Source organism: Pseudomonas sp. RC10-4-2, from assembly GCF_050433085.1.
GTDB classification, from domain to species: Bacteria; Pseudomonadota; Gammaproteobacteria; order Pseudomonadales; family Pseudomonadaceae; genus Pseudomonas; species Pseudomonas aeruginosa.
Window position 1 is genome coordinate 300,631 of the sequence record NZ_JBNPXX010000004.1, and the last position, 20,708, is coordinate 321,338.

General features: G+C 61.9%; 18 protein-coding genes and 1 pseudogene. 15 read left to right on the forward strand and 4 right to left on the reverse strand.

Annotated features, from left to right (window positions below; all coding sequences use genetic code 11):
* Nucleotides 1–189: 189 nt before the first annotated feature.
* The 4 genes and pseudogenes from gyrB to dnaA all read right to left on the reverse strand — a co-directional run bounded on the left by gyrB (nucleotide 190) and on the right by dnaA (nucleotide 6,402).
* Nucleotides 190–2,610: a DNA topoisomerase (ATP-hydrolyzing) subunit B gene (gyrB, locus tag FHW81_RS20195; RefSeq protein ID WP_003097268.1), complete on the reverse strand. Its 2,421-nt coding sequence runs from the start codon at nucleotides 2,608–2,610 to the stop codon at nucleotides 190–192.
* Between the two features lie 3 nt (nucleotides 2,611–2,613).
* Nucleotides 2,614–3,716, reverse strand: a pseudogene (gene recF, locus FHW81_RS20200) (DNA replication/repair protein RecF).
* A gap of 9 nt (nucleotides 3,717–3,725) precedes the next feature.
* Nucleotides 3,726–4,829, reverse strand: coding sequence for a DNA polymerase III subunit beta (gene dnaN, locus FHW81_RS20205; RefSeq protein WP_003097262.1), 1,104 nt, complete (start codon nucleotides 4,827–4,829; stop codon nucleotides 3,726–3,728).
* 28 nt (nucleotides 4,830–4,857) lie between these two features.
* Nucleotides 4,858–6,402, reverse strand: coding sequence for a chromosomal replication initiator protein DnaA (gene dnaA, locus FHW81_RS20210; RefSeq protein ID WP_003109151.1), 1,545 nt, complete (start codon nucleotides 6,400–6,402; stop codon nucleotides 4,858–4,860).
* A 525-nt stretch (nucleotides 6,403–6,927) separates the two neighbouring features.
* On the opposite strand from dnaA, the gene rpmH reads away from it, so the two are divergent.
* The 15 genes from rpmH (at nucleotide 6,928) to atpA (ending at nucleotide 20,685) form a co-directional block, all read left to right on the forward strand.
* Nucleotides 6,928–7,062 carry a 50S ribosomal protein L34 gene (gene rpmH / locus FHW81_RS20215; protein WP_003100258.1) on the forward strand — a complete coding sequence of 45 codons (135 nt, stop codon included), beginning with the start codon at nucleotides 6,928–6,930 and terminating at the stop codon, nucleotides 7,060–7,062.
* A 14-nt stretch (nucleotides 7,063–7,076) separates the two neighbouring features.
* The gene (gene rnpA, locus FHW81_RS20220; RefSeq protein WP_003100251.1) at nucleotides 7,077–7,484 is read left to right on the forward strand and encodes a ribonuclease P protein component; all 408 of its coding nucleotides are present in this window, start codon (nucleotides 7,077–7,079) and stop codon (nucleotides 7,482–7,484) included.
* Between the two features lie 240 nt (nucleotides 7,485–7,724).
* On the forward strand, nucleotides 7,725–9,461 hold the full coding sequence (yidC, locus tag FHW81_RS20225; RefSeq protein ID WP_003097255.1) for a membrane protein insertase YidC: 1,737 nt from the start codon (nucleotides 7,725–7,727) through the stop codon (nucleotides 9,459–9,461).
* Nucleotides 9,462–9,531: 70 nt separating this feature from the next.
* On the forward strand, nucleotides 9,532–10,899 hold the full coding sequence (gene mnmE, locus FHW81_RS20230; RefSeq protein ID WP_003122297.1) for a tRNA uridine-5-carboxymethylaminomethyl(34) synthesis GTPase MnmE: 1,368 nt from the start codon (nucleotides 9,532–9,534) through the stop codon (nucleotides 10,897–10,899).
* Nucleotides 10,900–11,380: 481 nt separating this feature from the next.
* Nucleotides 11,381–11,605 carry a hypothetical protein gene (locus tag FHW81_RS20235; protein ID WP_003097251.1) on the forward strand — a complete coding sequence of 75 codons (225 nt, stop codon included), beginning with the start codon at nucleotides 11,381–11,383 and terminating at the stop codon, nucleotides 11,603–11,605.
* Between the two features lie 478 nt (nucleotides 11,606–12,083).
* Nucleotides 12,084–13,976, forward strand: a complete 1,893-nt coding sequence (mnmG, locus tag FHW81_RS20240; protein ID WP_003100244.1) for a tRNA uridine-5-carboxymethylaminomethyl(34) synthesis enzyme MnmG — start codon at nucleotides 12,084–12,086, stop codon at nucleotides 13,974–13,976.
* Nucleotides 13,976–14,620: a 16S rRNA (guanine(527)-N(7))-methyltransferase RsmG gene (gene rsmG / locus FHW81_RS20245; RefSeq protein WP_003100242.1), complete on the forward strand. Its 645-nt coding sequence runs from the start codon at nucleotides 13,976–13,978 to the stop codon at nucleotides 14,618–14,620. The genes mnmG and rsmG overlap by 1 nt, the downstream gene beginning before the upstream one ends.
* A gap of 18 nt (nucleotides 14,621–14,638) precedes the next feature.
* Complete coding sequence (soj, locus tag FHW81_RS20250) at nucleotides 14,639–15,427, forward strand: chromosome partitioning protein Soj (protein ID WP_003097243.1); 789 nt, start codon at nucleotides 14,639–14,641, stop codon at nucleotides 15,425–15,427.
* A 9-nt stretch (nucleotides 15,428–15,436) separates the two neighbouring features.
* Nucleotides 15,437–16,309: a ParB/RepB/Spo0J family partition protein gene (locus FHW81_RS20255; RefSeq protein ID WP_003100240.1), complete on the forward strand. Its 873-nt coding sequence runs from the start codon at nucleotides 15,437–15,439 to the stop codon at nucleotides 16,307–16,309.
* A 163-nt stretch (nucleotides 16,310–16,472) separates the two neighbouring features.
* The gene (locus tag FHW81_RS20260) at nucleotides 16,473–16,853 is read left to right on the forward strand and encodes a F0F1 ATP synthase subunit I (protein ID WP_003118473.1); all 381 of its coding nucleotides are present in this window, start codon (nucleotides 16,473–16,475) and stop codon (nucleotides 16,851–16,853) included.
* Nucleotides 16,854–16,869: 16 nt separating this feature from the next.
* A complete protein-coding gene (gene atpB / locus FHW81_RS20265) occupies nucleotides 16,870–17,739 on the forward strand; it encodes a F0F1 ATP synthase subunit A (RefSeq protein WP_003100237.1) in 870 nt (289 codons plus the stop codon).
* 49 nt (nucleotides 17,740–17,788) lie between these two features.
* Nucleotides 17,789–18,046, forward strand: coding sequence for a F0F1 ATP synthase subunit C (atpE, locus tag FHW81_RS20270; RefSeq protein WP_003097235.1), 258 nt, complete (start codon nucleotides 17,789–17,791; stop codon nucleotides 18,044–18,046).
* Between the two features lie 57 nt (nucleotides 18,047–18,103).
* Nucleotides 18,104–18,574, forward strand: a complete 471-nt coding sequence (locus FHW81_RS20275; RefSeq protein WP_003100235.1) for a F0F1 ATP synthase subunit B — start codon at nucleotides 18,104–18,106, stop codon at nucleotides 18,572–18,574.
* 11 nt (nucleotides 18,575–18,585) lie between these two features.
* The gene (locus tag FHW81_RS20280) at nucleotides 18,586–19,122 is read left to right on the forward strand and encodes a F0F1 ATP synthase subunit delta (RefSeq protein ID WP_003097135.1); all 537 of its coding nucleotides are present in this window, start codon (nucleotides 18,586–18,588) and stop codon (nucleotides 19,120–19,122) included.
* Nucleotides 19,123–19,140: 18 nt separating this feature from the next.
* Nucleotides 19,141–20,685 carry a F0F1 ATP synthase subunit alpha gene (atpA, locus tag FHW81_RS20285; RefSeq protein WP_003097134.1) on the forward strand — a complete coding sequence of 515 codons (1,545 nt, stop codon included), beginning with the start codon at nucleotides 19,141–19,143 and terminating at the stop codon, nucleotides 20,683–20,685.
* Nucleotides 20,686–20,708 lie beyond the last annotated feature (23 nt).

Genomic DNA, 20,708 nt, shown 5'->3' on the forward strand with positions numbered 1-20,708 from the left:
CAAGCATCGCCTGACTGAAGCCTTCTTGGCTGACTGGAACGCAGCCCAATAGCTCCTTCAGCTAAGCAAAAAGCCCCTGCTAACGTAGTCCAGCAGGGGCTTTTTCGTAGGTGGTCACAGGCAAATTACTTTGGCCGAACCATTTAACTCTGACCGAAACGGCAAATAACTTTGCCCACCTACAACCTGTCACACGTCCAGGTTCGACACCGCCAGCGCGTTGCTTTCGATGAAGTCGCGGCGCGGCTCCACGGCATCGCCCATCAGGGTGTTGAAGATCTGGTCGGCGGCGATGGCGTCCTCGATGGTCACCTTGAGCATGCGCCGGACGTTCGGATCCATGGTGGTTTCCCACAGCTGCTCAGGGTTCATCTCGCCCAGCCCCTTGTATCGCTGGATGCTGTGGCGCTTGGTACCTTCGGCCATCAGCCAGTCCAGGCCGTCCTTGAAGGCGCTGATCGGGCGCTTGCGCTCACCCTTCTGCACGTAGGCGCCGTCTTCCAGCAGGCTGTTCAGCTGGTCGCCGAGCAGCGACACCGAGCGGTAGTCATTGCTGGCGAAGAAGTCACGGTTGAAGGTGACGTAGCTGGACAGGCCGTGGGCCACCAGTTCCACCTCGGGCAGCCACAGGTGGCGCTCGCGGTCTTCGCGCAGGCTGGCCTTGTAGGTCAGGCCGGACTTCTCGGCGGCGGTCAGGCGCGCCTGGAACTTCTCCAACCAGCCCTGCATGGCCGACTCGTTAGCCAGGTCGTCCACCGACACGGTAGGCAGGTAGATGAAGTGCTCGGTCAGCTCCTGGGGGTACAGGCGCGACAGGCGCTTGAGGGTGGCGATCACCCCGCGATACTCGTTGACCAGTTTCTCCAGCGCCGCCCCGGACAGGCCCGGAGCGTGCTCGTTGACGTGCAGGCTGGCGTCTTCCAGGGCCGACTGGGTCATGTACTCTTCCATGGCCTGGTCGTCCTTGATGTACTGCTCCTGCTTGCCGCGCTTGACCTTGTACAACGGGGGCTGGGCGATGTAGATGTAGCCACGCTCGATCAGCTCGGGCATCTGGCGGAAGAAGAAGGTCAACAGCAGGGTGCGGATGTGCGAACCGTCGACGTCAGCATCGGTCATGATGATGATGTTGTGGTAGCGCAGCTTGTCGATGTTGTATTCCTCGCGGCCGATGCCACAGCCCAGGGCGGTGATCAGCGTACCGACCTCCTGGGAGGAGAGCATCTTGTCGAAGCGCGCCTTCTCGACGTTGAGGATCTTGCCCTTGAGCGGCAGGATCGCCTGGGTCCGGCGATTGCGGCCCTGCTTGGCGGAACCGCCCGCGGAGTCACCCTCCACGATGTACAGTTCGGAGAGCGCCGGGTCCTTTTCCTGGCAATCGGCCAGTTTGCCGGGCAGGCCGGCGATGTCCAGCGCGCCCTTGCGGCGGGTCATCTCGCGCGCCTTGCGCGCGGCCTCGCGGGCACGGGCGGCGTCGATCATCTTGCCGACCACGGCCTTGGCTTCGTTGGGATTCTCCAGCAGGAAGTCGGCGAAGTACTTGCCCATCTCCTGTTCCACCGCAGTCTTCACCTCGGAGGAGACCAGCTTGTCCTTGGTCTGCGAGCTGAACTTCGGGTCCGGTACCTTCACCGAGATGATCGCGGTGAGGCCTTCGCGGGCATCGTCGCCGGTGGTGGCGATCTTGAACTTCTTCGCCAGGCCTTCGGCCTCGATGTAGTTGTTCAGGTTACGCGTCAGCGCCGAACGGAAACCGGCCAGGTGGGTGCCGCCGTCACGCTGCGGGATGTTGTTGGTGAAGCAGAGCAGGTTCTCGTTGAAGCTGTCGTTCCACTGCAAGGCGACTTCCACACCCACGCCGTCCTCTTCACGCTGGACGTTGAAGTGGAATACCTCGTTCACCGCGGTCTTGTTGGTGTTCAGGTACTCGACGAAGGCCTTCAGACCGCCTTCGTACTTGAACAGCTCCTCCTTGCCGGTACGCTCGTCGCGCAGCAGGATGCCGACGCCGGAGTTGAGGAAGGACAGCTCGCGGATGCGCTTGGCCAGGATGTCCCAACTGAAGTGGATGTTGCTGAAGGTCTCCGGGGACGGCTTGAAGTGAACTTCGGTGCCGGAGCCATCGGTCTCGCCCACTTCGCGCAGTGGGAACTGCGGAACGCCGTGGTGGTAGACCTGTTCCCAGACCTTGTTGTGGCGACGGATGGTCAGGCGCAGTTCATGGGACAGCGCGTTCACCACCGAGACGCCCACACCGTGCAAGCCGCCGGACACCTTGTAGGTGTTGTCGTCGAACTTGCCGCCGGCGTGGAGGACGGTCATGATCACTTCCGCCGCAGAAACCCCTTCTTCCTTATGGATATCCACCGGAATACCGCGTCCATTGTCGCGGACAGTGATCGACTCATCCGTATGGATGGTGATGCTGATTTCGCTGCAATAACCGGCCAGCGCTTCGTCGATGGAGTTATCCACCACCTCGAACACCATGTGGTGCAGACCGGTGCCATCGTCGGTGTCGCCGATGTACATGCCGGGGCGCTTGCGTACGGCATCCAGCCCCTTCAGCACCTTGATGCTGGAAGAGTCGTACGTGTTGTTCTCGCTCATGCTTCACTCCCGATGGTCGTGGTCTGAGAGACTTTTCCATGTTCCACGTGGAACATGGATACCGGCGTATCCGTGCGCCAGCCGTCTTTCAATAGTTGCGGGTCTACGCAGGTGATGAATACCTGGCAACCCAAATCTTCAAGCAAGCGGCAAAGAGCCATTCGATGCTGCTCATCCAGTTCCGAGGGCAGGTCGTCCACCAGGTAGACGCACTGTCCGCGCTTGGCGCGATTGATCAGATGGCCTTGGGCGATGCGCAGGGCGCATACCACCAGCTTCTGCTGACCGCGCGAGAGAATCTCCGCAGCGTTATGACCTGCCAACCGTATGCGAAGATCCGCACGCTGCGGTCCCGCCTGGGTGTGGCCCATCTGCTGGTCGCGCAACAGGCTGGAAGCCAGGACCTCCAGGAGGTCCCGGTCCTTGTCCCAGCCTCGGTAGTAGCTAAGGGTCAGGTCATCCAGTGAAACCAATTCGGCGAGTGTTTCCTCGAATACCGGTTTCAACGCCTGGATATAGCTTCTGCGGTAGGCATCGATCTCATCGCTGGCCAGGCTCAATTCCCGGTCCCAGGCAGCTTGCGACGCGGGGTCCAGTTTACCATGCCGGAGCCAGGAGTTCCGCTGGCGCAGCGCCTTCTGCAGGCGCTGCCAGACGGGCAGAAACCGAGGTTCCACGTGGAACACTCCCCAATCGAGGAACTGTCGCCGGATCTTCGGCGCTCCCTCGAGCAACCGAAAGCTGTCCGGGTTGATCAGTTGCAGTGGGAGAGTTTCCGCCAATTGAGCCGCACTCCGGGCGTTCTGCCCATCGATGCGGATGGTGAACTCGCCCTGGCGCTCACGGGAAATCCCCAGGTTGCTGGCGATGCCGTTGGCCAACATCACCTGGCCGAATACGGTGCAGGCCGCTTCCTCATACTGGATCACCGGCTGCAAGCGCGCACTGCGGAATGAACGCGCCAGGCCCAGCAGGTGGATGGCTTCGAGCACACTGGTCTTGCCGCTGCCATTATCGCCGTAGAGGATGTTGATGCGAGGGGAGGGGGAGAGGGTCACCGGGTGCAGGTTGCGCACCGCGGTGACCGAAACGCGGGTCAGGGACATTCAGCGTGATTAGAGGCGCATCGGCATGACGACATAGGCAGAATCGTCATTGTCGGCCTCGTGGACCAGGGCGCTGCTGTTGGAATCGGAAAGGATGAAGCGGACCTGCTCGGTACCGATCACACCCAGCACGTCGAGCAGGTAACTGACGTTGAAGCCGATCTCCAGGTTGCCGCCGTTGTACTCGACCTGCACTTCTTCCTCGGCCTCTTCCTGCTCCGGGTTGTTCGCCTGGATTTTCAGCAAACCGTTGGAAAGCTGTAGGCGAATGCCGCGGTACTTCTCGTTGGAGAGGATCGCGGTACGGCTGAAGGCTTCGCGCAGTTGCTGGCGGTCACCGACCACCAGCTTGTCGCCACCGCGCGGCAGTACACGCTCGTAGTCCGGGAACTTGCCGTCCACCAGCTTCGAAGTGAAGGTGAATTCGCCAGTGGTGGCACGGATATGGTGCTGGCCCAGGACGATGCCGACTTCGCCGTCCTGCTCGGTGAGCAGACGAGCCAGTTCGAGGATGCCTTTGCGCGGCACGATCACCTGGTGGCGGTCCTGCGACGGGATCTGCGCATCCAGCGAGCACATGGCCAGTCGGTGGCCGTCGGTGGCGACGGAGCGCAGGGTGCCGCCGTTCACTTCCAGCAGCATGCCGTTGAGGTAGTAACGCACGTCCTGCTGGGCCATGGCGAAGCTGGTGCGGTCGATCAGGCGACGCAGCTTGCTCTGGGCAATGCTGAAGTTCAGCGAGCCGGGACCTTCCTCTACGGTGGGGAAATCGTTGGCCGGCAGGGTGGACAGGGTGAAGCGGCTACGCCCGGCCTTCACCAGAAGTTTCTGCTCTTCGACACGGATGTCGATCAGCACGTCGTTCGGCAGGCTCTTGCAGATGTCCATCAGCTTGCGCGCCGGTACGGTGATCTCGCCGGGTTCGGCGGCATCTTCCAGTACCACGCGACCAACCAGCTCGACTTCGAGGTCGGTGCCGGTCAGCGACAGTTGCTGGCCTTCGACCACCAGCAGGACGTTGGAGAGAACCGGCAATGTCTGGCGGCGTTCCACGACGCCGGCGACCAGTTGCAGCGGTTTCAACAGGGCTTCGCGTTGAATGGTGAAATGCATGGTCTAGTCCCTTGCCTCGTGGGCTGCGTCAGGTTGTCAGGGTACGCAGCAGGTTCTTGTAGTCCTCGCGGATATCCGCGTCGGATTCCCTAAGTTGAGCGATCTTACGACAGGCGTGCAACACCGTGGTGTGATCCCGACCGCCGAAGGCCACGCCGATCTCCGGCAGGCTGTGGTTGGTCAGCTCCTTGGAGAGCGCCATGGCCACCTGGCGCGGGCGCGCCACCGAGCGCGAACGCCGCTTGGACAACAGATCGGATATCTTGATCTTGTAGTACTCGGCGACGGTGCGCTGGATGTTGTCGATGCTGACCAGCTTGTCCTGAAGGGCCAACAGGTCCTTCAGCGACTCGCGAATCAGCTCGATGGTGATCGGCCGGCCCATGAAGTGCGAGTGGGCGATCACCCGCTTCAGCGCACCTTCCAGTTCACGCACGTTGGAACGGATGCGCTGGGCGATGAAGAAGGCCGCATCGTGCGGCAGCTCGATCTTCGCCTGCTCGGCCTTCTTCATCAGGATCGCCACCCGGGTTTCCAGTTCCGGCGGCTCGACGGCCACCGTCAGGCCCCAGCCGAAGCGGGATTTCAGCCGCTCTTCCAGGCCTTCGATTTCCTTCGGATAGCGGTCGCTGGTGAGGATCACCTGCTGGCCGCCTTCGAGAAGGGCATTGAAGGTGTGGAAGAACTCCTCCTGGGAGCGCTCCTTACGGGCGAAGAACTGGATGTCGTCGATCAACAGTGCGTCCACCGAGCGGTAGAAGCGCTTGAATTCGTTGATGGCGTTGAGCTGCAAGGCCTTCACCATGTCCGCGACGAAACGTTCCGAATGCAGGTAGACCACCTTGGCGTTCGGGTTCTTCTTCAGCAGGTGGTTGCCCACCGCATGCATCAGGTGGGTCTTGCCCAGACCGACGCCACCGTAGAGGAACAGCGGGTTGTAGCCGTGCTTGAGGTTGTCCGCCACCTGCCAGGCGGCGGCGCGGGCCAACTGGTTGGACTTGCCCTCGACGAAGTTCTCGAAGGTGAAGGTACGGTTGAGATAGCTGGTGTGCTTCAGCGCACCTTCGACCTGGACGTTGCGCTCGGTGCGCACCGCAGGCGCTGCTCCAGCCGGCATGGCGGCGGCCAGCGGATCGATGCTGGGTTCTTCCGGCTCGTAGGGATCGCTCGACACGCTGGGAGCCGTCGTCACTGGCGGCAGCTCTTCACGTGGCACTACCACGGGCGCGGCCGATACCGGCTGCACTGGCGCCGGCGGCGGAGCAACCGGAGGCGGGGGAGCCACGTGGGTCTGCGATGGGACGATGGCGGCGCGCGGCGTACGGCTACGCTTGCTGCCTATTAATAAGGAAAGCGCGGGCAACTGACCCTCGCCGCGTTCACCGAGCAGTTCCAGAAGCCGACCGAGGTATTTCTCGTTCACCCAATCGAGGACGAAACGGTTGGGTGCATACACACGCAATTCGTCGCCTTCGGCTTCGACCTGCAAGGGACGGATCCAGGTGTTGAATTGTTGGGACGGCAGCTCATCGCGGAGAAGATCCACGCACTGCTGCCAAAGTTCCACGGACACGGATATCCCCCAAAGATTGGAAAGGCGGCACAACGAAATAAGCGCCTATTGTAGCCGGACGGGCCGGACTTATCCACATGCCGATGCGCTGAGGCCCCAAGCAAATCAAGACCTTAATAAAAGCAGGCAGGCCGACGGACGGTCGTCCTGGACTTTGTGGATAACCCTTGCTTTGAAGGGGGTACATCCCTGCGCACAGCCGTGTGGAAAAAACCGCTGTGGATAACCATCTCGTTCATCCCCAGGCTTCGCTCAGGAAGGAAACAGCCTCGACACCGGTTCTCGACAACCTTTTGCCTGCCGGAGAAACACGCAATTGCTGGGCTTCATCGAGTTATGCACAGAAAAGCGCCGTCCCAAGAGCATTAACCGTTTCTATCCTTTAAAAGAAAAATGACTTCCTTGTATCTATCTATTACGTCATCGCTGGTTGGAAATTGACCTGCCCGTTCGATTTCACTAGAATCGCCGGTCTCTTTAAACGGGGTCACTGCGACCTCAAGTCGTCAACCCAGGTACCGAATCATGAAACGTACTTTCCAACCCAGCACCCTCAAGCGCGCTCGCGTCCACGGTTTCCGCGCCCGTATGGCCACCAAGAACGGCCGTCAGGTTCTGTCGCGTCGTCGCGCCAAAGGCCGTAAGCGTCTGACCGTCTGATTTATCCGGTACGGGTGGTGAGTCGGGACTTCGACCGGGACAAGCGTCTACTGACAGCCCGGCAATTCAGCGCAGTCTTCGACTCTCCGACCGGCAAGGTCCCCGGCAAGCACGTCCTGCTGCTGGCGCGCGAGAACGGTCTCGATCACCCCCGCCTGGGCCTGGTGATCGGCAAGAAGAACGTCAAGCTCGCCGTCCAGCGCAATCGCCTCAAACGCCTGATCCGCGAATCGTTCCGCCATAACCAGGAAACCCTGGCTGGCTGGGATATCGTGGTGATCGCGCGCAAAGGCCTGGGCGAACTGGAAAATCCGGAGCTGCACCAGCAGTTCGGCAAGCTCTGGAAACGCCTGTTGCGCAATCGACCTCGCACGGAAAGCCCTGCTGACGCCCCTGGCGTGGCCGACGGTACTCATGCATAGGTCGATGCCCGCGCATCCCGATCCCTGTAGTGTCATCCCCCCTTCGATGACCCGGCACCGTCGTTCCCAGCCAAGTTGTACTTCCCTAGCGTACGAGGCTATCGCGCAGCATGGCCCGCGACGCAATGGTCGCCCGAGTGCGGTTTCCTCCACTCGGCTCCATCACTGGCAATCCCGTAGCCGCGATCTGCTACTGTCAGTTTCCTTCAAGCACCGCCCTTTCTCGATGGCCGAGTAACCATGGACATTCAACGCTCGATTCTCATCGTCGCCCTTGCAGTCGTGTCCTACCTGCTGGTTCTCCAGTGGAACAAGGATTACGGTCAGCCTGAGCTGCCCGCCGCCAGCGCTTCGATGAACACCACGCAAGGCCTGCCGGACACTCCGTCCGCCTCGGGCACCAGCAGTGACGTTCCCACTGCCCAGAGCAGCGCGGCCGGCAGCGAAGCCGCCGACAAGCCGGTTGCGGTCAGCGACAAGCTGATCCAGGTGAAGACCGACGTCCTCGACCTGGCCATCGATCCCCGTGGCGGCGATATCGTCCAGCTCGGCCTGTTGCAGTATCCGCGCCGCCTGGACCGTCCGGACGTGCCGTTCCCGCTGTTCGACAACGGTCGCGAACGTACCTACCTGGCGCAGAGCGGCCTCACCGGTGCCGACGGCCCGGACGCCAGCAGCGCCGGCCGCCCGCTGTTCCACAGTGCGCAGAGCAGCTACCAGTTGGCCGACGGCCAGAACGAACTGGTCGTGGACCTGAGCTTCAGCCACGACGGTGTCAACTACATCAAGCGCTTCACCTTCCACCGTGGCCTGAAAGCCGATTGCTCGGACAAGGAAAAGGCCCAGAAGAAGATCGAGTGCATCAATGAAAACGCCTATCAGGTCGGCGTCAGCTACCTGATCGACAACCAGAGCGGCAAGACCTGGAGCGGCAACCTGTTCGCCCAGCTCAAGCGCGACGGCAGCGCCGACCCGTCCTCGACCACCGCCACCGGGGTGTCCACCTACCTCGGCGCCGCGGTCTGGACCCCGGATTCGCCGTACAAGAAGATCTCCACCAAGGACATGGACAAGGAACAGTTCAAGGAGTCCGTGCAGGGTGGCTGGGTCGCCTGGCTGCAACACTACTTCGTGACCGCCTGGGTTCCGACCAAGGGCGAGCAGCACCAGGTCATGACCCGCAAGGATGGCCAGGGCAACTACATCGTCGGTTTCACCGGCCCGACCCTGAGCGTTCCGGCGGGTAGCAAGGTGGAAACCGACCTGACCCTGTATGCCGGCCCGAAACTCCAGAAGCACCTGAAGGAACTCTCCCCGGGCCTGGAACTGACCGTCGACTACGGTTTCCTTTGGTTCATCGCCCAGCCGATCTTCTGGCTGCTGCAACATATCCACAGCCTGATCGGCAACTGGGGCTGGTCGATCATCGCCCTGACCGTCCTGATCAAGCTGGCCTTCTTCCCGTTGTCCGCCGCCAGCTACCGTTCGATGGCGCGCATGCGCGCGGTGTCGCCGAAGATGCAGGCGATCAAGGAACAGCACGGCGACGATCGGCAGAAGATGTCCCAGGCGATGATGGAGCTGTACAAGAAGGAGAAGATCAATCCGCTGGGCGGCTGCCTGCCGATCCTGGTCCAGATGCCGGTCTTCCTCTCCCTCTACTGGGTACTCCTGGAAAGCGTGGAAATGCGCCAGGCGCCGTGGCTCGGCTGGATCACCGACCTGTCGGTGAAGGATCCGTTCTTCATCCTGCCGATCGTCATGGGCGGCACCATGCTGATCCAGCAGATGCTCAACCCGACCCCGCCGGACCCGATGCAGGCCAAGGTGATGAAACTGATGCCGATCATCTTCACCTTCTTCTTCCTCTGGTTCCCAGCCGGTCTGGTGCTGTACTGGGTGGTCAACAACTGCCTGTCGATCGCTCAGCAGTGGTACATTACCCGCAAGATCGAGGCAGCCGCGAAGACCGCCTGACGTCTATCGCGAAAACTGTCCACAACAAGACGCCCCCTCGAGGGGCGTCTTGCTATCCGGAGATATCCACATGCAAGCCGCCACCGAAACCATCGTCGCGATCGCTACCGCCCAGGGCCGCGGCGGCGTGGGAATCGTCCGCGTCTCCGGACCTCTCGCCGGACAGATGGCCGTGGCCGTGAGCGGACGCCAGCTGAAAGCCCGGCATGCGCATTACGGACCGTTCCTCGATGCCGGTGGGCAGGTGATCGACGAAGGCCTGTCACTGTATTTCCCCGGCCCGAACTCGTTCACCGGCGAAGACGTACTCGAACTGCAGGGGCACGGCGGCCCCGTGGTACTCGACCTGCTGGTGCAGCGTTGTCTGGAATTGGGCGCCCGCCAGGCGCGACCGGGCGAGTTCAGCGAGCGCGCGTTCCTCAACGACAAGCTCGACCTGGCCCAGGCCGAAGCCATCGCCGATCTGATCGAGGCCAGCTCGGAGCAGGCCGCGCGCAATGCATTGCGTTCCCTGCAGGGCGAATTCTCGCGCCGGGTACATGCATTGACCGAGCAACTGATTTCCCTGCGCATCTATGTCGAAGCCGCCATCGACTTCCCCGAGGAAGAAATCGACTTCCTCGCCGATGGCCATGTACTGGGGCTTCTGGAAAAAGTACGCACAGAATTATCCACAGTGCAGCGCGAAGCTTCCCAAGGCGCCCTGCTGCGCGACGGCATGACCGTGGTCATCGCCGGACGACCGAATGCCGGCAAGTCCAGCCTGCTGAATGCCCTGGCCGGTCGCGAGGCGGCCATCGTCACGGACATAGCCGGCACCACCCGCGATGTACTGCGCGAACATATCCACATCGATGGCATGCCCCTGCATGTGGTGGACACCGCAGGCCTGCGGGATACCGAGGACCATGTGGAAAAGATCGGCGTGGAACGTGCGCTGAAAGCCATCGGCGAAGCCGATCGCGTGCTGCTGGTGGTGGACGCCACCGCCCCGGAAGCAGCGGACCCGTTTTCCCTATGGCCGGAGTTTCTCGACCAGCGACCGGAACCGGGCAAGGTCACCCTGATACGCAACAAGGCGGATTTGTCCACAGAGTCCATTGGCCTCGAGGAAAGCGCGGACGGCCACGTCACCATCACCCTCTCGGCGCGCACCGGCGCCGGCCTGGAGCTGCTGCGCGAACACCTGAAGGCCTGCATGGGCTTCGAACAGACCGCGGAAAGCGGTTTCAGCGCCCGCCGGCGCCACCTGGAGGCGCTGCGCCAGGCTGGCCAGGCGCTGGAGCATGGCCACAGCCAACTTATCCACAATGGCGCAGGCGAGCTGCTGGCCGAGGATCTGCGCCAGGCCCAGCAGCACCTGGGTGAAATCACCGGCGCATTCACCCCCGACGACCTGCTGGGTCGCATCTTCTCGAGCTTCTGCATCGGCAAGTAATGGGGCTCGGCCCACGCCGAGTTGTGGATAACCAGGGCAAGGTTCGCTCCGGTTCTGCGTACTTTCCTTTCACTGTGCCCCTTGCCGCCGGCACTCAACCACGCAGGCATGGATTGCCGGCGCGCCGCTTCGTCCCGGAGAAAACCATCTGCGCCGATGTCGGTCTGCATGGGATGGATATCCACCTGGGAGAGGTTTATGCACAGGCACCGCGCTCCGATCCGGAGTCCGCGAAGGCGCTGCGCTGTGGTCAATCTCCCTCTCGAACGGCGTATCTATCCCGTTGTCCCGCCTGGCGCTATCGCCACGCGCCGGGACGTTCCGTGCACGCAAGACAACCCGGTAAGCGGTTATCCACAAGCCTGGAAGAGATTCTGCGAAAAGAGCTGTTGCAGACCCTGGACTCCGTCGATACCGGCCAGGCGCGGCCCTCGCCTTCGGCTCCCAAGGCGTCCCAGGGCGAGCACTCGGACACTACAACATGGAGATCGTAGCCAACCTGGCGGTATGGCTCGGCGGCGAATGCCATGTCGGACAGATGATCGACTGGTTCGGCAGTTACGACCGCACTAGCGGGCTCAGTGCTCGGCTACTGCTGCGCAAACCCGCTAACGAGGGCTCCGAGCGGGATTTCCAGGTCTCCGCCAAGCGCCGCTTCGAGCGCCTGTCGTCATCCATCGATACGCTGGAAAGCGGCAACGACTGAGCCTTTCCCACGCCTTTCCACCTCCTTCTTCCTACCTGGCTGCGGTCCTGCCGCGGCCCGGATACGCTCGCCTGAAACCTGTGGAAAACCCCAGGGACAGGAGGGTAGATAAACCCGCCGAAGCTCTGTGCATAACTCCACATGTTGATAACGGGCCATTCCATCCACAGCTAAAAAACGCTTATCAACAGGGCCCAGATAGGGTTTGGGACAGCCTTATCATTCGCTACAGGCTATGTCTTTACTGGGCTCGAAGTACTTATCAACAGAAAAGCCGCTGCCAAGTAATAAACACAAGTTCTAAAAAGATATAAACATTCCTTTCCTTTTATTTTATTTTTTGTAAGCCCGCCGAGCCGTTTTGCTCCCTCGATCTGGATTGGCTATTTTTTGTCCAGGAGTCTTCATTCAGGTTCGCTAAATCCTTATACTGTCCGGCTTTCCTGAATTCCTGCTTCTGAACAGGCCGAGGTGCGCGGTGGATTTCCCTACCCGTTTTGACGTAATCGTGATCGGCGGTGGCCATGCAGGCACCGAAGCCGCACTCGCGGCTGCGCGCATGGGTGTGAAAACCCTGCTGTTGACCCACAATGTGGAAACCCTGGGGCAGATGAGCTGCAACCCCGCTATCGGCGGCATCGGCAAGAGCCATCTGGTCAAGGAAATCGACGCCCTTGGCGGCGCCATGGCCGAAGCCACCGACAAGGGCGGTATCCAGTTCCGCATCCTTAACAGCCGCAAGGGGCCGGCAGTGCGCGCCACTCGTGCACAAGCCGATCGCGTGCTCTATAAGGCCGCTATCCGCCATACACTGGAAAACCAGCCGAACCTGTGGATATTCCAGCAGGCCTGCGACGACCTGATCGTCGAGCAGGATCAGGTCCGCGGCGTAGTGACCCAGATGGGACTGCGCTTCCATGCCGACAACGTGGTCCTGACTACCGGCACCTTCCTCGGCGGACTTATCCACATCGGCCTGGAGAACTACTCCGGCGGACGCGCCGGCGACCCGCCGTCCATCGCACTGGCGCGTCGTCTGCGTGAATTGCCGCTGCGGGTCGGCCGGCTGAAGACCGGTACGCCGCCGCGGATCGACGGGCGCAGCGTGGACTTCTCGGTGATGACCGAGCAGCCGGGCGACACGCCGATCCCGGTGATGTCCTTCCTCGGTTCGAAGGAACAGCATCCCGAGCAGGTCAGTTGCTGGATCACCCATACCAACGCCCGGACCCACGAGATCATCGCCGCCAACCTCGATCGTTCGCCGATGTATTCCGGTGTGATCGAAGGCATCGGCCCGCGCTACTGCCCTTCGATCGAAGACAAGATCCATCGCTTCGCCGACAAGGAAAGCCACCAGGTCTTCCTCGAGCCGGAAGGCCTGACGACCCACGAGCTGTATCCCAACGGCATTTCCACGTCCCTGCCGTTCGACGTGCAACTGCAGATCGTGCGTTCCATCCGTGGCATGGAAAACGCCCACATCGTGCGGCCGGGCTATGCGATCGAGTACGACTTCTTCGATCCCCGCGATCTCAGGTACAGCCTGGAGACCAAGGTCATCGGCGGCCTGTTCTTCGCCGGCCAGATCAACGGCACCACCGGCTACGAGGAAGCTGGCGCCCAGGGCCTGCTGGCCGGCGCCAATGCTGCGTTGCGTTCGCAAGGCAAGGACAGCTGGTGCCCGCGCCGCGACGAGGCCTACATCGGCGTGCTGGTGGACGACCTGATCACGCTCGGCACCCAGGAGCCGTACCGTATGTTCACCTCGCGGGCGGAATACCGCCTGATCCTCCGCGAGGACAACGCCGACCTGCGTCTCACCGAGAAGGGACGCGAGCTGGGCCTTGTCGACGATCGGCGCTGGGCTGCCTTCGAAGCCAAGCGCGAAGGTATCGAACGCGAGGAACAGCGGCTGAAGAGCACCTGGGTGCGGCCGAATACCCCGCAGGGCGACGCCATCGCCGAGCGCTTCGGTACGCCGCTGACCCATGAATACAACCTGCTCAACCTGCTGAGCCGCCCCGAGATCGATTACGCCGGCCTGGTGGAGATCACCGGCGACGCTGTGGATAACCCCCAGGTGGCCGAGCAGGTGGAGATTCGCACCAAGTACGCCGGCTACATCGACCGCCAGCAGGAGGAAATCGCCCGGCTGCGCGCCAGCGAAGATACCCGCCTGCCTGTGGATATCGATTACCTGGGGATTTCCGGCCTGTCGAAGGAAATCCAGAACAAGCTGAACCAGGCCCGTCCGGAAACCCTCGGACAGGCTTCGCGAATCCCCGGCGTCACGCCGGCTGCGATTTCGCTGTTGTTGATCCACCTGAAGAAGCGTGCCTCTGGCCGCCAACTGGAGCAGAGCGCTTGATGTCTGCGGTAACCCAACACCACGCCGACGAACTCGCGCGCGGTGCTGACGAGCTAGGCGTCGCCCTCGACGCCGACAAGCAACGCCAGCTGCTGGCCTACCTGGCCCTGCTGATCAAATGGAACAAGGCCTACAACCTGACCGCCGTACGCGACCCGGACGAGATGGTTTCGCGCCACCTGCTCGACAGCCTGAGCATCGTGCCTTATGCCGAGGCTGGGGATAACTGGCTGGATGTCGGCAGCGGCGGCGGCATGCCCGGCGTGCCGCTGGCCATCCTGTTCCCGGAAAAGCGCCTGACCCTGCTCGACAGCAACGGCAAGAAGACCCGCTTCCTGACCCAGGTGAAGCTCGAGCTGAAGCTGGCCAACCTCGAAGTCGTGCACAGCCGGGTGGAAGCCTTCCGTCCCGAGAGCCCCTTCGATGGCATCGTTTCCCGCGCTTTCAGCAGCCTGGAGGACTTCGCCAACTGGACCCGCCACCTCGGTGGCCAGGAAACCCGCTGGCTGGCGATGAAGGGCGTGCATCCGAACGAAGAGCTGGCGGCACTCCCGGAGGATTTCCGGGTCGAAGCCGAGCACGCGCTGGCGGTACCCGGTTGCCAAGGTCAGCGGCATCTGCTGATACTGCGGCGCACAGCATGAGGGGGAACAGGGATAACCATGGCTAAGGTATTCGCGATCGCCAACCAGAAAGGCGGTGTCGGCAAGACCACGACCTGTATCAACCTCGCGGCCTCCCTCGTGGCGACCAAGCGCCGCGTCCTCCTGCTGGACCTGGATCCCCAGGGCAACGCCACCACCGGCAGCGGCATCGACAAGCACAACCTGGAGCACTCCATCTACGACGTGCTCACCGGCGAGTGCAACCTCGCCGAGGCCATGCAGTTCTCCGAACACGGCGGCTACCAGTTGCTGCCGGCCAACCGCGACCTGACCGCCGCGGAAGTGGTGCTGCTGGAAATGGACATGAAGGAAAATCGCCTGCGCAACGCGCTGGCGCCGATCCGCGAGAACTACGACTACATCCTCATCGACTGCCCGCCGTCGCTGTCGATGCTCACCGTCAACGCGCTGACCGCCGCCGACGGCGTGATCATCCCCATGCAGTGCGAGTACTACGCGCTGGAGGGGCTGACCGACCTGATGAACAGCATCCAGCGCATCGGCCAGTTGCTCAACCCGACGCTGAAGATCGAGGGTCTGTTGCGGACCATGTACGATCCGCGCATCAGCCTGACCAACGATGTCTCCGCGCAGTTGCAGGAGCATTTCGGCGACACCCTCTACAGCACCGTCATCCCGCGTAACGTGCGCCTCGCCGAAGCCCCCAGCTTCGGCATGCCGGCGCTGGTTTACGACAAGCAATCCCGCGGCGCCATCGCCTACCTGGCGCTGGCCGGCGAGCTGGTCCGCCGCCAGCGCGCCAAAGGCCGCGCCGCAACCGCATAAGGAACCCGCATGGCAGCCAAGAAACGTGGACTGGGACGCGGGCTCGATGCCCTGCTGGGCGGCTCGAGTCCCGCCAAACTGCAGGAGGAAGCCGTACAGGCCGACCGCCGCGAGTTGCAGCAGATCCCCCTCGACCTGATGCAGCGCGGCAAGTACCAGCCGCGTCGCGACATGGACCCTCAGGCGCTGGAGGAACTGGCGCAGTCGATCAAGGCCCAGGGCGTGATGCAGCCCATCGTGGTGCGGCCGATCGCCAATGGCCGCTACGAGATCATCGCCGGCGAGCGGCGCTGGCGGGCCAGCCAGCAGGCCGGACTGGAAAAGATCCCGGCGCTGGTGCGCGACGTGCCGGACGAAGCGGCCATCGCCATGGCGCTGATCGAGAACATCCAGCGCGAGGACCTCAACCCGATCGAGGAAGCCGCTGCCCTGCAGCGCTTGCAGCAGGAGTTCCAGCTGACCCAGCAGCAGGTCGCGGAAGCGGTCGGCAAGTCGCGCGCGACCATTACCAACCTGCTGCGCCTGATCGGCCTGCCGGAAGAGATCAAGACCCTGCTTTCCCATGGCGACCTGGAGATGGGCCATGCCCGTGCGCTCCTCGGTCTGCCGGCAGAACGGCAGGTGGAAGGGGCGCGACATGTTGTCGCACATGGGCTGACCGTACGTCAGACCGAAGCCCTGGTTCGGCAGTGGACGCATGCCCCGGGCAAGCCTGCGGGACCGGTCAAGAGCGACCCGGACATCGCCCGCCTGGAACAGCGCCTGGCCGAGCGCCTGGGCGCTTCGGTGCAGATCCGGCATGGTCAGAAGGGCAAGGGACAGTTGGTCATCCGCTACAGCTCCCTGGATGAACTGCAGGGCGTTCTCGCCCACATCCGTTGACACACTTTGGGTTGTAGCGGGTAGTCGGAAATCACTACCAGCCAGTTGAACAGGGGGGACTCCCCCCCTATACTCTGCGCGCTATTTTGTGGGCACTTTTTATGCCAAGTCGTTGATTTGGCAGTGCCGACACCAGAAGACTGAGAGCGCGATGGAGTCCCGCATGCCAAGTCGCCTGCCGGCATTCAGATTGCTGCTCGTCCAACTGGTAGTAGTGCTTGTTGCTGCGATCTCCCTGTGGATTTCTTGGGGACCGGTAGCCGGATATTCCGGACTGCTGGGAGGGATGATCGCCTGGTTGCCGAATTGTTATTTCGCCTACAAGGCGTTCCGTTTCAGCGGAGCGCGGGCTGCCCGGGAAATCGTTCGCTCTTTCTATGCGGGCGAAGCCGGGAAACTGATTCTGACGGCGGTGCTCTTCGCACTGACGTTCGCAGGCGTGAAGCCACTGATGGCGCCGGCTCTGTTCGGTGTCTATCTGCTGACCCTGATGGTCAGCTGGTGCGCACCCCTGCTGATGGGAAAAACATTTACAAGACCTTAGAGCGATTGAGGCAAACATGGCAGCAGAAACCGCTTCGGGTTACATCCAGCACCACTTGCAGAACCTGACCTTCGGGCGTCTGCCTAATGGTGATTGGGGGTTCGCCCACACCGCCGAGCAAGCCAAGGAAATGGGCTTCTGGGCATTCCACGTAGACACCCTGGGCTGGTCGGTACTGCTCGGCGTGGTGTTCCTGTTCATCTTCCGCCTGGCGGCCAAGAAGGCCACCAGCGGCCAGCCGGGTGGACTGCAGAACTTCGTCGAGGTGATGGTCGAGTTCGTCGACACCAGCGTCAAGGACACCTTCCACGGGCGGAACCCGTTGATCGCGCCCCTGGCCCTGACCGTGTTCGTCTGGATCTTCCTGCTCAACCTGATCGACCTGGTACCGGTGGACTACCTGCCGATGCTGGCCGCGAAGATCACCGGCGACGAGCACCTGTTCTTCCGCGCGGTGGCCACCACCGACCCGAACGCCACCCTCGGCCTGTCGATCTCGGTGTTCGCCCTGATCGTCTTTTACAGCATCAAGGTCAAGGGCATCGGCGGCTTCCTCGGTGAACTGACCCTGCACCCCTTCAGCAGCAAGAACATCGTCGTTCAGATCCTGCTGATTCCGGTGAACTTCCTGCTCGAGTTCGTGACCCTGATCGCCAAGCCGGTTTCGCTGGCGCTGCGTCTGTTCGGCAACATGTATGCCGGCGAACTGATCTTCATTCTGATCGCCGTCATGTTCGGTAGCGGAATGTTCCTGCTGAGTGCCCTGGGCGTAGCCCTGAACTGGGCGTGGGCTGTGTTCCACATCCTGATCATCACCCTGCAGGCCTTCATCTTCATGATGCTGACCATCGTCTACCTGTCGATGGCGCACGAAGACAACCATTAATCGATTCGCTTCAACCTTTAACCAACACGACAAAAAGTCGGGAGGAAAAATGGAAACTGTAGTTGGACTGACTGCTATCGCCGTTGCTCTGCTGATTGGCCTGGGTGCCCTGGGTACCGCCATCGGTTTCGGTCTGCTGGGTGGCAAGTTCCTGGAAGGCGCAGCTCGTCAGCCTGAAATGGTTCCGATGCTGCAGGTGAAAATGTTCATCGTCGCCGGCCTGCTGGACGCCGTGACCATGATCGGTGTGGGTATCGCCCTGTTCTTCACCTTCGCGAATCCCTTCGTTGGTCAAATCGCCGGCTAATCACTCGAATCATTCGATTTGAGTGTTTGACGGACAACGAACGAGCGAGGTGTTGGCGTGAACATTAATGCAACCCTGATTGGCCAGTCCGTTGCGTTCTTCATCTTTGTGCTGTTCTGCATGAAGTTCGTGTGGCCTCCGGTCATCGCGGCTCTGCAAGAGCGTCAGAAGAAGATCGCTGACGGCCTGGACGCTGCCAACCGCGCGGCTCGTGATCTGGAGCTGGCTCATGAGAAAGCGGGCCAGCAACTGCGCGAAGCCAAGGCTCAGGCAGCCGAAATCGTCGAACAGGCGAAGAAACGCGCTAACCAGATCGTCGATGAAGCCCGCGACCAGGCCCGTACCGAAGGCGAACGCCTGAAGGCCCAGGCCCAAGCGGAAATCGAACAGGAACTGAACAGCGTCAAGGACGCCCTGCGTGCCCAAGTGGGTGCCCTGGCCGTCACCGGCGCAGAGAAGATCCTGGGTGCTTCGATCGACGCAAACGCGCACGAGCAGCTGGTTTCCAAACTGGCAGCCGAGATCTAAGCGAGGGCGCTATGGCAGAACTGACCACGTTGGCTCGTCCCTACGCAAAGGCGGCTTTCGAGTACGCCCAGGCTCATCAGCAACTGGCCGATTGGTCGGCTGCGCTGGGTGTGCTGGCCGCAGTGTCGCAGGACGACACCGTGCGCCAGCTGCTCAAAGAGCCTCAGCTGACCTCTTCGGCCAAGGCCCAGAGCCTGATCGATGTGTGCGGCGACAAGCTGAATGCACCAGCCCAGAACTTCGTCCGGACTGTGGCTGAGAACAAGCGGCTCGAACTGCTGCCGACCATCGCTGAGATGTACGAGCAGTTGAAGGCCGAGCAGGAAAAGTCGGTCGAGGTAGAAGTCACCAGTGCCTTCACCTTGAGCAAAGAACAGCAGGACAAACTCGCCAAGGCTCTCAGCGCCCGGCTCAGTCGCGAAGTGCGGCTACATGCGTCGGAAGACGCGAGCCTGATCGGCGGCGTGATCATTCGCGCCGGTGACTTGGTAATCGATGGCTCGGTGCGCGGCAAGCTCGCGAAACTGGCCGAAGCGTTGAAATCTTGAGTTTGAAGGGGCAGCGGCATGCAGCAACTCAATCCTTCCGAAATTAGTGAAATCATCAAGGGGCGCATCGAGAAACTCGACGTCGCCTCCCAAGCACGAAACGAAGGCACCATCGTCAGCGTGTCCGACGGTATCGTGCGCATCTACGGTCTGGCCGACGTCATGTACGGCGAGATGATCGAGTTCCCGGGCGGCGTCTACGGTATGGCGCTGAACCTGGAGCAGGATTCCGTGGGTGCCGTGGTCCTGGGTGAATACCAGGGCCTCGCCGAAGGCATGAACGCCAAGTGCACCGGGCGCATCCTGGAGGTTCCGGTCGGTCCGGAACTGCTGGGTCGCGTAGTCGACGCACTGGGCAATCCGATCGACGGCAAGGGTCCGATCGACGCCAAGGCCACCGACGCGGTCGAGAAGGTCGCTCCGGGCGTGATCTGGCGTAAGTCGGTAGACCAGCCGGTACAGACCGGCTACAAGTCGGTCGACGCCATGATCCCGGTAGGCCGTGGCCAGCGCGAGCTGATCATCGGCGACCGCCAGATCGGCAAGACCGCCCTCGCGGTCGACGCCATCATCAACCAGAAAGACAGCGGCATTAAGTGCGTCTACGTGGCCATCGGCCAGAAGCAGTCCACTATCGCCAACGTCGTACGCAAGCTGGAAGAAAACGGTGCCCTGGCCAACACCATCGTGGTCGCCGCCAGCGCTTCCGAGTCCGCCGCCCTGCAATACCTGGCGCCGTACTCCGGTTGCACCATGGGCGAATACTTCCGCGATCGCGGTGAAGACGCCCTGATCGTCTACGACGACCTGTCCAAGCAGGCCGTGGCTTATCGCCAGATCTCCCTGCTGCTGCGCCGTCCGCCGGGCCGCGAAGCCTACCCGGGCGACGTGTTCTATCTCCACAGCCGTCTGCTGGAGCGCGCTTCCCGCGTTTCCGAAGAGTATGTCGAGAAGTTCACCAACGGCGCCGTGACCGGCAAGACCGGCTCGCTGACCGCGCTGCCGATCATCGAGACCCAGGCCGGCGACGTTTCCGCGTTCGTTCCGACCAACGTGATCTCGATCACCGACGGCCAGATCTTCCTGGAATCCGCCATGTTCAACTCGGGTATCCGTCCGGCCGTCAACGCCGGTATCTCGGTATCCCGCGTAGGTGGCGCGGCCCAGACCAAGATCATCAAGAAGCTGTCCGGCGGCATCCGTACCGCTCTGGCCCAGTACCGTGAACTGGCGGCCTTCGCCCAGTTCGCCTCGGACCTGGACGAAGCGACCCGCAAGCAGCTGGAGCATGGTCAGCGCGTTACCGAGCTGATGAAGCAGAAGCAGTACGCGCCGATGTCGATCGCCGAGATGTCGCTGTCCCTGTATGCCGCCGAGCGTGGCTTCCTGCAGGACGTCGAAATCGCCAAGGTCGGTAGCTTCGAGCAGGCGTTGATCTCCTACTTCCAGCGCGAGCATGCCGCTCTGCTGGCGAAGATCAACGAGAAAGGTGACTTCAACGACGAAATCGACGCGGGCATCAAGGCTGGCATCGAGAAGTTCAAGGCCACCCAAACCTGGTAAGCCGCAGCGGGAGCCGCGAGGCT

What these genes read in the sequence shown, in the direction of transcription:
- dnaN (WP_003097262.1), bottom strand. Translation starts at nt 4,829, where the DNA reads ATGCATTTCACCATTCAACGCGAAGCCCTGTTGAAACCGCTGCAACTG.
- yidC (WP_003097255.1), top strand. Translation starts at nt 7,725, where the DNA reads ATGGACATTCAACGCTCGATTCTCATCGTCGCCCTTGCAGTCGTGTCC.
- FHW81_RS20235 (WP_003097251.1), top strand. Translation starts at nt 11,381, where the DNA reads ATGGAGATCGTAGCCAACCTGGCGGTATGGCTCGGCGGCGAATGCCAT.
- atpE (WP_003097235.1), top strand. Translation starts at nt 17,789, where the DNA reads ATGGAAACTGTAGTTGGACTGACTGCTATCGCCGTTGCTCTGCTGATT.
- rpmH (WP_003100258.1), top strand. Translation starts at nt 6,928, where the DNA reads ATGAAACGTACTTTCCAACCCAGCACCCTCAAGCGCGCTCGCGTCCAC.
- soj (WP_003097243.1), top strand. Translation starts at nt 14,639, where the DNA reads ATGGCTAAGGTATTCGCGATCGCCAACCAGAAAGGCGGTGTCGGCAAG.
- atpB (WP_003100237.1), top strand. Translation starts at nt 16,870, where the DNA reads ATGGCAGCAGAAACCGCTTCGGGTTACATCCAGCACCACTTGCAGAAC.
- mnmE (WP_003122297.1), top strand. Translation starts at nt 9,532, where the DNA reads ATGCAAGCCGCCACCGAAACCATCGTCGCGATCGCTACCGCCCAGGGC.
- rsmG (WP_003100242.1), top strand. Translation starts at nt 13,976, where the DNA reads ATGTCTGCGGTAACCCAACACCACGCCGACGAACTCGCGCGCGGTGCT.
- FHW81_RS20280 (WP_003097135.1), top strand. Translation starts at nt 18,586, where the DNA reads ATGGCAGAACTGACCACGTTGGCTCGTCCCTACGCAAAGGCGGCTTTC.
- atpA (WP_003097134.1), top strand. Translation starts at nt 19,141, where the DNA reads ATGCAGCAACTCAATCCTTCCGAAATTAGTGAAATCATCAAGGGGCGC.
- gyrB (WP_003097268.1), bottom strand. Translation starts at nt 2,610, where the DNA reads ATGAGCGAGAACAACACGTACGACTCTTCCAGCATCAAGGTGCTGAAG.
- FHW81_RS20255 (WP_003100240.1), top strand. Translation starts at nt 15,437, where the DNA reads ATGGCAGCCAAGAAACGTGGACTGGGACGCGGGCTCGATGCCCTGCTG.
- FHW81_RS20260 (WP_003118473.1), top strand. Translation starts at nt 16,473, where the DNA reads ATGCCAAGTCGCCTGCCGGCATTCAGATTGCTGCTCGTCCAACTGGTA.